The organism is Herbaspirillum sp. WKF16 (assembly GCF_028993615.1).
Taxonomy (GTDB): Bacteria; Pseudomonadota; Gammaproteobacteria; order Burkholderiales; family Burkholderiaceae_D; genus Herbaspirillum.
Genome location: NZ_CP118632.1, coordinates 222078 through 234448 on the forward strand (window position 1 = coordinate 222078; position 12371 = coordinate 234448).

A 12371-nucleotide genomic window follows, 5' to 3' on the forward strand; every position below is an offset into this window, starting at 1 on the left:
TAATATTGGTTGATCCCACATAGAATCCGGGTGCGAAAAACCTTCCAATTACCGTTTCCTATTGAGATTCCAGGCCAGTCATGACCACCGCCGCTCCCTCCGCACCCACTTCCCCCGCCGGTTTGCCGTTCGGCGATTTCCATGCTGAAGTCATGCACGCGCCCGCCGCGCTGCGCGCCGCCATCACCGCCGCCTATCGCCGCGACGAACCGGACGCCGTGCAATGGCTGCTGGGACAGGTCGGCAACGCTCCCTCCTGGCAGGAGCAGACCCAGGCGCTGGCCGGCAAGCTGGTGCGGCAAGTGCGCGAGAAGCGCACCCGCTCCTCGGGCGTGGATGCGCTGATGCATGAATTCTCGCTGTCCTCGGAAGAAGGCGTGGCGCTGATGTGCCTGGCCGAAGCGTTGCTGCGCATTCCCGACCGCCAGACCGCGGATCGCCTGATCGCAGACAAGATCAGCCGCGGCGACTGGCGCAAGCACCTGGGCGAGTCGCCGTCGTTGTTCGTCAATGCCGCCACCTGGGGCCTGCTGATCACCGGCAAGCTGGTCTCGACCAGCAGCGAAAGCAGCCTGGGCTCGGCCATCACGCGCCTGATCGGGCGCGGCGGCGAGCCGCTGATCCGCAAGGGAGTGGACCTGGCCATGCGCATGCTGGGCAACCAGTTCGTGACCGGCCAGACCATCGCCGAAGCGCTCGACAACAGCCGCGAGAACGAGAAGCGCGGCTATCGCTATTCCTACGACATGCTGGGCGAGGCGGCGCTGACCATGCACGACGCCGACGCCTACTACCAATCGTATGAAGACGCGATCCACGCCATCGGGCGCGCTTCCAACGGCCGTGGCATCAAGGACGGCCCGGGCATCTCGGTCAAGCTGTCGGCGCTGCACCCGCGCTATTCGCGCGCCCAGCAGTCGCGCGTGATGAGCGAGCTGCTGCCGCGCCTGAAGAAGCTGCTGCTGCTGGCCAAGCAATACGACATCGGCCTGAACATCGACGCCGAGGAAGCCGACCGCCTGGAGCTGTCGCTGGACATGATGGAAGTGCTGGCGGCCGATCCCGACCTGGCCGGCTTCGACGGCATCGGCTTCGTGGTGCAGGGTTACCAGAAGCGCTGCCCCTTCGTGATCGACTACCTGGTCGACCTGGCCCGCCGCAACAAGCGTCGCCTGATGATCCGCCTGGTCAAGGGCGCCTACTGGGACAGCGAGATCAAGCGCGCCCAGGTGGATGGCCTGGAGGGCTATCCGGTCTACACCCGCAAGGTGCATACCGACTTGTCCTACCTGACCTGCGCGCAGAAGCTGCTGGCCGCCACCGACGTCATCTACCCGCAGTTCGCCACCCACAACGCGGCAACGCTGGCGGCGATCTGGCACTGGGCCAAGCTGCACAACGTGGACGACTACGAATTCCAGTGCCTGCACGGCATGGGCGAGACCCTGTACGACCAGGTGGTGGGCCAGGAGAATCTCGGCAAGGCTTGCCGCGTGTACGCACCGGTCGGCTCGCACCAGACGCTGCTGGCGTATCTGGTGCGCCGCCTGCTGGAGAACGGCGCCAACTCCTCGTTCGTGAACCAGATCGTCGACGCCGAGGTGCCGCTGGAGCGCCTGGTCGCCGACCCCATCGAGACCGTGCGCGCCCAGGGCGGCCTGCCGCATCCGGCCATCGCGCTGCCGCAGCGCCTGTACGGCCAGGAACGCAAGAATTCATCAGGCATCGACCTCTCCAACGAAGACCGCCTGCGCCAGCTGGACCAGCTGTTCGGCCGCATGGTGGAACGCCAGTGGCAAGCCGCGCCGCTGATCGCCGGCCCGGTCGTCGCGGATGCGGCGCAGGCCGTGCTGAACCCGGCCGACCGTCGCGAGACCGTGGGCCGGGTGATCGAGGCCGCGCTGCCCGACGTCGAGACCGCGCTGGCCGCCGCCGCCGACTTCGCGCCGCAATGGCAAGCCACGCCGGCCGACGAGCGCGCCCGCATGCTGGAGCGCGCGGCCGACCTCCTGGAAGACAACATCGCCGAGCTGATGGCGCTGGCCGTGCGCGAAGCCGGCAAGTCGCTGCCCAACGCCATCGCCGAGGTGCGCGAGGCGGTCGACTTCCTGCGCTACTACGCCATCGCCTCGCGCCATGACGGCAACGCGCTGGCCTATGGCCCCGTGGTGTGCATCAGTCCGTGGAACTTCCCGCTGGCGATCTTCGTGGGCGAAGTCAGCGCCGCGCTGGCCGCCGGCAATACGGTGCTGGCCAAGCCGGCCGAGCAGACCGCGCTGATCGCCCATCGCGCCGTGCAATTGCTGCACGAGGCCGGCGTGCCGCGCGCCGCGCTGCAACTGTTGCCGGGCCGCGGCGAGACCGTCGGCGCCGCGCTGACCTCGGACGAGCGCGTCAAGGGCGTGATCTTCACCGGCTCCACCGAGGTGGCGCAGCTGATCAACCGTACCCTCGCCAAGCGCAATCACGGAGAGAACGGCGAGCACGGCGAAGTGCCGCTGATCGCCGAGACCGGCGGCCAGAACGCGCTGATCGTCGACTCCAGCGCCCTGGCCGAGCAGGTGGTGGTGGACGTGCTCTCGTCCGCCTTCGACAGCGCCGGCCAGCGCTGCTCGGCGCTGCGCGTGCTGTGCCTGCAGGAAGACATCGCCGAGCGCACCCTGGACATGCTCCGGGGCGCCATGGCCGAACTGCGCGTGGGCCGTCCGGATCGCCTGTCCACCGACATCGGCCCGGTGATCGACGCCGAGGCGCGCCAGAACCTGCTGGGCCACATCGAACGCATGCGCGCCGGCGCCAAGTCGGTGCACCAGCTGGCACTGGGGCCTGAGTGCGAGCACGGCACCTTCGTGCCGCCCACGGTGATCGAGATCAACGACCTCTCGCAGCTGCAGCGCGAGGTGTTCGGTCCGGTGCTGCACGTGCTGCGCTACCGCCGCGAACAGCTGCCGCAGCTGGTCGACGCGATCAACGCTACCGGCTACGGCCTGACGCTGGGCGTGCACTCGCGCATCGATGAGACCATCGACTTCGTGGCGCAGCGCGCGCACGTGGGCAATATCTACGTCAACCGCAATATCGTCGGCGCCGTGGTGGGCGTGCAGCCCTTCGGCGGCGAGGGCAAGTCGGGCACCGGTCCCAAGGCCGGCGGCCCGCTCTATCTGAAGCGCCTGCAGCGCAATCCGCAACTGCTGGGCGAGCTTGCCCGCGCGCAGCCGGCCGCCGGCGCTCCGGCCAATGCCTTGCTGGAGAGCCTGCTGCAATGGGCGCAGACCCACGGCCATGAGCGCCTGGCCGCGGCCGGCCGCCGCTATCACGGCGACAGCCTGCTGCAGCGCAGCCTGCTTCTGCCCGGTCCGACCGGCGAGCGCAACACCCTGGCTTTCGCTGCGCGCGGCCTGGTGCTGTGCGTGGCCGGCAGCGTCGGCGCGCTGTTCAACCAGTTGGCGGCGGCGTTCGCGACCGGCAACAGCGTGCTGGTGGATGCCGCCACCGCGGCCTTCATCCCGGCCGGCTTGCCGCCGCAGGTGCGCGCGGCGATCCGCCAGGCTGCGCAGCTGGAGCGCGAGCCCTTGCAGGCGGCGCTGGTGGACAGCCATCTGGCGCTGGAGTGGCGGGCGCGGCTGGCGGCGCGGGAAGGCGCGCTGGTGCCGATGGTGGTGTGCAGCGAGGACGTTGTCATCCCGCTTTGGCGACTGGTGGCGGAGCGCGCCCTGTGCGTCAACACCACGGCGGCGGGGGGCAATGCCAGCCTGATGACGATCTCGGTGTAATCGTCATCCTTGCTGTTCGAGACGGGCGCCTTGGCGCCCGTTTTCTTTTGTGCTCCCTTGCCTGCGGGGGCAACGGCTGTCGGGACGCGTCGTCCGTGGCTTTTCGCAGAACGCCGCCAAGGCCGCTTGGCCGCGCTTGACCGCGCCGGACGTAAAATACCCTCCGGCAATGGCCGCGCCTTGCAATCCGCCCGAGCAACCCCATCTCGACAAAACGCGGGCAGGCAGGCGCGGCTCTCCCGGCCGGCGCAAGCGCCGCCCGCAGGCAGGACACAACGCACATATTGAACAGAGGCAAGCATGGAACAATTTCACGGCACCACCATCCTTTCCGTCCGTCGCGGCAACCAGGTCGCGCTGGGCGGCGACGGTCAGGTGACGCTCGGCAATATCGTCATGAAGGGCACCGCGCGCAAGGTGCGCAAGCTCTACCACGGCAAGGTCCTAGTCGGTTTCGCCGGCGGCACCGCGGATGCCTTCACGCTGCTCGACCTGTTCGAGGCCAAGCTGGAGAAGCACCAGGGCAACCTGATGCGCGCCTCCGTCGAGCTGGCCAAGGACTGGCGCACCGACCGCATGCTGCGCCGCCTGGAGGCGATGCTGCTGTGCGCCGACAAGGACGTCACCCTGGTCATCACCGGCAACGGCGACGTGCTGGAGCCCAACGACGGCATCGGCGCCATCGGCTCGGGCGGCAGCTACGCGCAGTCGGCCGCCAAGGCCCTGCAGGAGAACACCGACCTGTCGCCCGCCGAGGTCGTCAAGAAATCGCTGACCATCGCCGGCGAGCTGTGCATCTACACCAACCTGAACCACATCATCGAGACGCTGGAGTAAGTGGTGAGAGCTTGAGCCGGGCGACCCGACATCGGAACCCGGCTCTTTTTTATCCCTCCGGCCGCAACCTCAAAAGAACACTGGAACACTGCCATGAACATGACCCCCAAAGAGATCGTCTCGGAACTCGACAAGCACGTCGTCGGCCAGGGCCGCGCCAAGCGCGCGGTGGCCATCGCGCTGCGCAACCGCTGGCGCCGCCAGCAGATCGACGAGCCGCTGCGCCATGAGATCACGCCCAAGAACATCCTCATGATCGGCCCCACCGGCGTGGGCAAGACCGAGATCGCTCGCCGCCTGGCCAGGCTGGCCGACGCGCCCTTCATCAAGATCGAGGCGACCAAGTTCACCGAGGTCGGCTATGTCGGCCGCGATGTCGACACCATCATCCGCGACCTGATCGACATCGGCATCAAGCAGACCCGCGAGGTGGAAACGCGCAAGGTGCGCGCCCGCGCCGAGGACGCGGCGGAAGACCGCATCCTCGACGTGCTGCTGCCGCCGGCGCGCGATTTCGGCTTTACGCCCGACAACGGCGGCAACGCCGTCGCCGGCGAGAAGGACGACAAGAACACCACCCGCCAGACCTTGCGCAAGCGCCTGCGCGAGGGCGCGCTGGACGATCGCGAGATCGAGCTGGAGCTGGCCGAAGGCGCGGCGTCGATGGACATCATGGCGCCGCCGGGCATGGAAGAAATGACCGAGCAGATCAAGTCCATGTTCTCGGGCCTGGGCAACCAGCGCAAGAAGGCGCGCAAGGTAAAGATCAAGGAAGCGATGAAGCTGCTGATCGAGGAAGAGGCCGGCAAGCTGGTCAACGAGGAAGAGCTCAAGCAAAAGGCGATCGCCAACGTCGAGCAGAACGGCATCGTGTTCCTCGACGAGATCGACAAGATCGCCACGCGTTCGCAGAACGGCGGCGCCGACGTCTCGCGCGCCGGTGTGCAGCGCGACCTGCTGCCGCTGGTGGAGGGCACGACCGTCAATACCAAGTACGGCATGATCAAGACCGACCACATCCTGTTCATCGCCTCGGGCGCGTTCCACCTGGCCAAGCCGTCCGACCTGATCCCCGAGCTGCAGGGCCGCTTCCCGATCCGGGTCGAGCTGGACTCGCTGTCGATCGCCGACTTCGAGCGCATCCTGACCGGCACCGACGCCTGCCTGACCAAGCAGTACGAGGCCCTGCTGGCGACCGAAGGCGTGAAGATCGAGTTCGCCGACAGCGGCATCAAGCGCCTGGCGGAGATCTCCTACTCGGTCAACGAGAAGACCGAGAACATCGGCGCGCGCCGCCTGTACACGGTGATGGAGAAGCTGCTGGAAGAGATCTCCTTCACCGCCGGCGAGGCCGGCGCGGACAACGCGCTGGTGATCGACGACGCCTACGTGAACCTGCGCCTGGGCGAGCTGGCGGTCAATGAGGACCTGTCGCGCTACGTGCTGTAAGCCAGGCGCCGGCGCCGCCGGGTTGTCTCCGGCGCAAAGAAAAAACCTCCGCGGGATTGCTCCCGCGGAGGTTTTTTTACGGCCTAGGGAAAACGTCACATGTGGTAGCGCAGCGTCAGCGCGAAGCTGCGCGGCGCGCCCGGCAGGCTCAGGTTGGGGCTGGAGCCGTGGCCGGAGATGATGTAGCCGGTGTTGAAGATGTTATTGACGTTGAACTGCAGCTCGTACTTGGCGGTGCGGTAGGCAGCCATGGCGTCGGCGGTCACATAACCCGGCAGCAGAACCGTGTTGCCCGGGTTGGCCGCGCGCGCCGCGACGGCATTGGCGCCGCTGCCGACGGTGAAGCCGCTGCCCAGGTCCTTGGTCACCCACAGGTTGGCGCTGTGCTTGGGCGTCAGGGTGGCGTTCTTGCCCTGGATGGGGACGTTGAGCTGTGTACCTGCTGTGCCGGGCACGTTGGTGGTGCCGTCGACGGCGATGGAATCGGTGATCTTCGCATCCAGATAGGCGTAGCCGGCCACCACTTTCCAGCCTTGCTTGAGGTCGGCATTGAAGGTCAGTTCGATACCGTCGGTACGTTGCTTGCCGACCGGAACGACACGGTTGGTAGTGGGGTCGGTCGTTTTGATGTTGTCACGTTCCAGGCGGAACACCGAGACCGTGGCACTGGCGCGGTTATCCCAGAAATCATATTTGGCGCCGACTTCCGTGTTGCGAGTGTTTTCCGGCGCCAGGTCGGCGTTGCTGGCGGCCAGCGCGAAGTTTTCACCTGACGGCTGGAACGATTTGCTCCACGACAGATAGTAGGACTGGGTTTCCGTCGGCTGCCATACCAGGCCGGCGCGCGGGCTGTAGGCGGTGTCCGTGCGCGCCAGGTTGAACGGGGTGACGACGCCGTTGTTGACATTGATATTGGCCCCGTTGGCCTTTTGCCTGAAGCTGTCGTAGCGCACTCCCAGCAACGCCTTCCATTGCTCGCTGAAGGCAACGGTGTCTTGCAGGTACGCGCCGAACGTGTCGTAGCTGCCGACCGTGTAATTGCTGGTGAGTACTTGCGCAGGATTGATCTGGGGCAGGACGGGATTGAAGATCGATACCGTGTTCGATGCCAGGGCCGACGCTTGCAGCGAATTCTTGCTCTGGCGGCCGAATTCGACGCCGTACAGAATCTCGTGTTTGGTTTCGCCCAGACGCAGTTTTTGTGTCAGCTCGGATTGGTTGAACCAGCCGTTCTCATCGCGGGCTAGCGAGCCGTGCAGCAGCGCCATCGTGCCGGCCACTTCATTGACTCGGCCGCTGATATTGGTGCTATTGCGGTTCAGGTGATAGTCGTAATAGCGCAAGCCGTTACGGAACGAGAATTCATCGTTGAAGCGATGCGTGAAAGTGGCAGTAGTCGAGGCTACGCGCGACTGCACGAAGTCAGCCTCGCGCGCATTGCGGGCGCCGTAGTAGGTGCCCGGGTCCACGTTCACCGGACGGCCGCGATAGGCCGGGATGCCGAAGTCCATCACGCGGCGGTCTTCCAGGTAATCGGCCTGCAACAGCAGCTTGGTGTCCGCAGAGAAGCGCAGCTCGATCGAGGGAGCGATGGCGGTGCGGTCGATGAATTGCTGGGCGCGGAAGCCGTCGCCGCGCTCCACCGCGCCGGTCAGGCGCCACGACACCACGCCGTCGCCGGCGCCGCGGCCCAGGTCCAGCTCGGCGCGGCGGCCGGCGGTGCTGTTGGCGGTGAAGCTGACGTCGGAGACGTCGATGCCCGGCTTCTTGGTCACGCGGTTGATCAGGCCGCCCGAGGAGCCGCGGCCGTACAGCACGGCGGCAGGGCCCTTGATCACTTCCAGCGATTCGACATTGGAGAGGTCGCGGAAATACAGCGCGTCGTCGCGGAAGCCGTCCACGAACTGGTCGCCGATGGCGGTGAAGCCACGGATGAAGACCTGGTCGCGCTGGCCGTCGCCGGTCGACAGGCCCAGGCCGGGCACGTTCTTGAGCACGTCCTGGATCGAGGTGGCGTTCTGGTCCTTGATGACCTGCGCCGGCACCACGTTGATGGTCTGCGGGATGTCGCGCAGCGGCGCTTCGCTCTTGGTGCCGGACACCGCGGTCGGGGCGACGTAGCTGTCATTGGCGCGCGAGCCGCTGACCTGGACCTGGGGCAGGTTGTCAGTGCTTTGAGCGAAGACCGGAGAAACGGCGGCGGGGGAAACGGAAAAGGCGGCGATCACAGCCAGGCTGAGCGGCTTGAGGCGGAACTTCATGAGGCGGGCTCTCGTTACTATTCTAGTTAATAGGAATTGTTTCTATTTATATTTAACCACCAAATGTAAATTCATGTAAGGAAAATGACAGGTTTCACCCGGCCTGTGCGCCGGAACAACAGTGGATCTTGCCGGCAGGAACTGCCGTCGATGAAAGCCGGGGCGGCGCGCAGAGGCGCCTTTCCCCGGGGCATGGGAAAGGGCGGGGAATTGCGTGGCAGGGGAGGGGATTAGTGCAGGCGAATCGCGTGTGGATCGTCTTCGCCGCCGTCGGGGCCGGCTTCGCCGAACGAGAACAGCTGGAAGCTGCCGCCGTCTTCATCGGCGCCGTACTGGTAGCTGTTGCCCCAGGCGTCGCGCGGCAGGCGCTCGACGTAGCCGCCGGTCTGCCAGTTATTGGCGGCCGGGCCGCGCGCCGGCTTGATCACCAGCGCCTGCAATCCCTGCTGGGTGCTGGGATAGCGGCCGTTGTCGCGGCGGTATTGCTCCAGGCCCGCGGCGATGGCGCGCAGGTCGGTTTCGACGGCGCGGGTCTGCGGGCTGTGATCGTGGCTGATGCGCGCAACCAGCTGCGGCAGGCCGAGCGCGGCGATCACCGCCAGCGCCGCCAGCACGATGATCCAGCGCAGGCGCGCCAAGCCGCGTTGCAGGAACAGGAAGGCGGGGTGACGCCTGGAGGGCAAGAGGGAACGGCGCATGGGTGCTGCTGGCTTCAAATCGGCTGGTGAAAGTGGAAACACGCAAGTATAAGCGCCGCGCCGCTCAAAAAGCGACACGCGCCGCGGCAGGCCGGCAGTGCGCCGGCGCGGCGGATTGCGGACACGGGGCGAGCCCGGTTCAGGGCTGCAGGGTGACCTGCACGCCGCTCTGGCCGCTGACGATGTCCGACAGCGCCGCGTACAGCTCGGAGCCGTCGCGGGTGTTGCGCCAGCGCTGGCCGTCGTACTTGTAGTGGAAGCCGCCCGAGCGCGCCGCCACCCACATCTCCTGCATCGGCGCCTGGCTGTTGATGATGATCTTGGCGCCGTTGTTCACGCATTCGATCTCCAGGACATTGCCGCTGCGGCTGCACTCGACATCCAGGTCGCCTTCGTCGCAGGCCTTTTCAAGCACGCCTTCGATGGCGGCCAGCGTGGCGTCGGCCAGGTCCAGGAATTCCGATTCCGTCATGCTAAACTCCAAGTCATTCTAAGATTTCATCGCAATCCGCCATTTTATCGTGAAGTCACATATTTCTCCCGCCCGCCTCGCCGTTCTCCTGGCCACCGCCGCGCCGCTGTTGATGCTGGCCGGTTGCGGCCAGAAGGGGCCGCTCTACATGCCCAGGGTCCCTCCCGATCCGCTGGCGCAGACCGCGCCCAAACCGGCGACGTCCAAATCCGACGCCGCCGGCGTTGCCGCATCCGATGCGGGAGCAACCCAGTCCAAACCGGCCGCCGGCGACAAATAAGCGCTTCCAGCCGGCCTGGACCTGACAGGCCGTGCACCGACCAACGATCTTGCAACGTCGACTTCCATGTCCCATTTTTCCTATCGCAACGGCGTGCTGCACGCTGAACAAGTGTCCCTGCAGGCATTGGCCGCGCAATTCGGCACGCCGCTCTACATCTACTCCAAGGCGGCCCTGGTCGAGAACTACTCGGCCTATGCCGACGCCTGCCGCAAGGCCGGCCGCGCCGACGCCGGCGCGCTGGTGTGCTACTCGGTCAAGTCCAACTCCAACCTGGCGGTGCTGAACCTGCTGGGCCGCCTGGGTTCGGGTTTCGACATCGTCTCCGGCGGCGAGCTGCTGCGGGTGGTGGCCGCCGGCGGCGACGCGCGCAAGGTCATCTTCTCGGGCGTGGGCAAGGGCCGCGACGAGATGAAGCTGGCCCTGGAGCACGACATCCTGTGCTTCAACGTCGAGTCCATCCCCGAGGTGGCGCGCCTCAACGAAGTGGCCGGCGAACTGGGCAAGCGCGCGCGCATCTCTCTGCGCGTGAATCCCAACGTCGACGCCAAGACCCATCCCTACATCTCCACCGGCCTGAAGGAAAACAAGTTCGGCGTGGCCTATGAAGATGCGCTGAACTGCTATCGCACCGCCGCCGCGCTGTCCAACATCGAGGTGGTCGGCATCGACTGCCACATCGGCTCGCAGCTGCTGGACGACTCGCCGCTGCTCGAAGCGCTGGACAAGGTGATCGAGCTGGTCGACGCGTTGGAGGCCGAGGGCATCCCGATCCATCATCTCGACATCGGCGGCGGCATCGGCATCCGCTATGACGACGAGCAGCCGGTCGCCGTGGGCGACTACCTGGCGCGCGTGTTCGCTCGCGTGGACGCCTGGCGCAAGGAAAAGTACGGCGGCCGCCAGATCCAGGTGATGTTCGAGCCGGGCCGCTCCATCGTCGGCAACGCCGGCGTGCTGCTGACCGAAGTGCAATACCTGAAGCACGGCGAGAGCAAGAACTTCGCGATCGTGGATGCTGCCATGAACGACCTGATGCGCCCGGCCATGTACGAAGCCTGGCACGGCGTGCAGGCGGTCAGGCAAGACGCCGGCCGCGCCCAGGTCTACGACGTGGTCGGCCCGGTCTGCGAATCGGGCGACTGGCTGGCGCGCGGACGCGAACTGGCCATCGCGCCGGGCGACCTGCTGGCGTTCGCCTCGGCCGGCGCCTATGGCATGACCATGGCTTCCAACTACAACACCCGCGGCCGCGCCGCCGAGGTATTGGTGGACGGCGTGCGTGCACATCTGATCCGCAAGCGTGAGAATCCGTCCGACCTGTTTGCGCTGGAAAGCATCGCCGACTGATGTGATCTGTTGACGTTCCGGCAGGACGGCAGCCGTGGAAACGCGGCTGCCGTTTTGTTTTTGTTGGTCGCCCGGCAATACGCGCCGGCGCTGGCCCGCAGAATTTTCACGGCAAACGCATTCTTTGATTTTCCTTTCAGAAATTTGGGCGCAGAATAGCCCTTCGTCGAAAAAAATACGCCTGAATAAAACGCCGGAAGATGGCGACAACGGAGACCGGGCAGACGCACAATCAGACGCATGGGAGAGATACCGATCCGCCGGGACGGCGGTCAGCACCGAAACACAGGGGAAGTCCATGCAGGTCCTGCATCGCAAAGGGGAAGATTGCGAACAACGCCAGGCGTCGCCCGATGCCGGTTCCGCCGCGCTTGCGCCCCCCGTTCCTGAAGAAAACATCATCGCCGACGACGAGCTTGAAATACGCGCGTCGCACATCACCGCCGCCGCCGTGGCCGCGGCCTCGGTCACCGCGGCCGTAGTCACCGAAGCGGCCGCCGCAGCCGCCGACGCGCTGCGTGAACCGCTCCCCGCCCAGGATGCCTTGCCGGCCGCATTGCCGTTGCCTGACGTGCAACGGCAGCCGCAGCCGGAACTCCAGCCGCGCGCCCGCAGCGCCGGATTCACCGACGCCGCCCACGAGGTCAGCGGATCGCCGCGCGCCGCCTGGCCGGTCTCGCTGCTGACGCTGGCGGCCATCGGCCTGGCCCTGTGGTGGAGCGCGCAATGGCCGTGGCCGCAGCGCGCGCTCAAGCCCATGGTGCGCGAACTGCCCTCCTTGAGGAAACCTGTCGCGCCGCCGCCGGCCGTACCTGCTCCCGCTGCCGCAGTGGCCGCGGCCGATGCCGAGCCGGCGCCGCTGCGCGACGAGATCGCCATCCTGCAGCAGGAGGCCGAAGACCGGGCGCAGCTGCTGGCGCAAAAGCGCGCCGCGACCGAAGCGCGCCATCGCCGCGAAGACGCCGCCCTGGCCTTGCGCGAGCAGCGCCGCAGCCAAGCCGAGGCGCAACTGGCCGCCGCGCGCGCCAAGGCCGAACGCGCCCAGGCCGCGGCGCTGCCGCAGCCCGAGGTGGTGGAGGTGGCGCCGGCGCCCTCCCTGGCCGAGCAGGTCCAGCAATGCCGCGCGCTGTCGCTGTTCTCCCGCGAATCGTGCCTGTGGAAACTGTGCAATGGGCAATGGGGCAAGAACGGTTGCCCGTCCTACGAGCAAAACAGCGGCGGCGCCTGAGCGGCGTTTGCCCCCGCCAATGC

The 12371-nt window shown here is 66.6% G+C and carries 9 protein-coding genes; 6 read left to right on the forward strand and 3 right to left on the reverse strand.

The annotated features are described in order from the left end of the window. Positions 1-80 precede the first annotated feature (80 nt). The 3 genes from putA (at position 81) to hslU (ending at position 6059) form a co-directional block, all read left to right on the forward strand. Positions 81-3773 (forward strand): trifunctional transcriptional regulator/proline dehydrogenase/L-glutamate gamma-semialdehyde dehydrogenase, encoded by a 3693-nt coding sequence (gene putA, locus Herbaro_RS01020; protein ID WP_275011990.1) that lies wholly within the window; start codon positions 81-83, stop codon positions 3771-3773. Positions 3774-4073: 300 nt separating this feature from the next. After that, positions 4074-4610 (forward strand): ATP-dependent protease subunit HslV, encoded by a 537-nt coding sequence (hslV, locus tag Herbaro_RS01025; RefSeq protein ID WP_275011991.1) that lies wholly within the window; start codon positions 4074-4076, stop codon positions 4608-4610. A 93-nt stretch (positions 4611-4703) separates the two neighbouring features. After that, positions 4704-6059: an ATP-dependent protease ATPase subunit HslU gene (gene hslU / locus Herbaro_RS01030; protein WP_275011992.1), complete on the forward strand. Its 1356-nt coding sequence runs from the start codon at positions 4704-4706 to the stop codon at positions 6057-6059. Positions 6060-6154: 95 nt separating this feature from the next. Here the strand turns inward: hslU and Herbaro_RS01035 are convergent, their stop codons facing one another. The 3 genes from Herbaro_RS01035 to cyaY form a co-directional block, all read right to left on the reverse strand. Further along, entirely contained in the window at positions 6155-8320 is a 2166-nt protein-coding gene (locus Herbaro_RS01035) for a TonB-dependent receptor (RefSeq protein ID WP_275011993.1), read from the reverse strand. A gap of 230 nt (positions 8321-8550) precedes the next feature. Beyond that, positions 8551-9018 carry a type II secretion system major pseudopilin GspG gene (gene gspG / locus Herbaro_RS01040; RefSeq protein ID WP_275011994.1) on the reverse strand — a complete coding sequence of 156 codons (468 nt, stop codon included), beginning with the start codon at positions 9016-9018 and terminating at the stop codon, positions 8551-8553. A gap of 139 nt (positions 9019-9157) precedes the next feature. Further along, positions 9158-9490 carry an iron donor protein CyaY gene (gene cyaY / locus Herbaro_RS01045; RefSeq protein WP_275011995.1) on the reverse strand — a complete coding sequence of 111 codons (333 nt, stop codon included), beginning with the start codon at positions 9488-9490 and terminating at the stop codon, positions 9158-9160. 49 nt (positions 9491-9539) lie between these two features. Here cyaY and lptM point away from each other — a divergent pair, with 49 nt between their 5' ends. The 3 genes from lptM (at position 9540) to Herbaro_RS01060 (ending at position 12348) form a co-directional block, all read left to right on the forward strand. Continuing rightward, the gene (lptM, locus tag Herbaro_RS01050; protein ID WP_275011996.1) at positions 9540-9770 is read left to right on the forward strand and encodes an LPS translocon maturation chaperone LptM; all 231 of its coding nucleotides are present in this window, start codon (positions 9540-9542) and stop codon (positions 9768-9770) included. Positions 9771-9836: 66 nt separating this feature from the next. Beyond that, complete coding sequence (lysA, locus tag Herbaro_RS01055; RefSeq protein WP_275011997.1) at positions 9837-11120, forward strand: diaminopimelate decarboxylase; 1284 nt, start codon at positions 9837-9839, stop codon at positions 11118-11120. Positions 11121-11418: 298 nt separating this feature from the next. Next, positions 11419-12348 (forward strand): phage tail protein, encoded by a 930-nt coding sequence (locus tag Herbaro_RS01060; RefSeq protein ID WP_275011998.1) that lies wholly within the window; start codon positions 11419-11421, stop codon positions 12346-12348. Positions 12349-12371 lie beyond the last annotated feature (23 nt).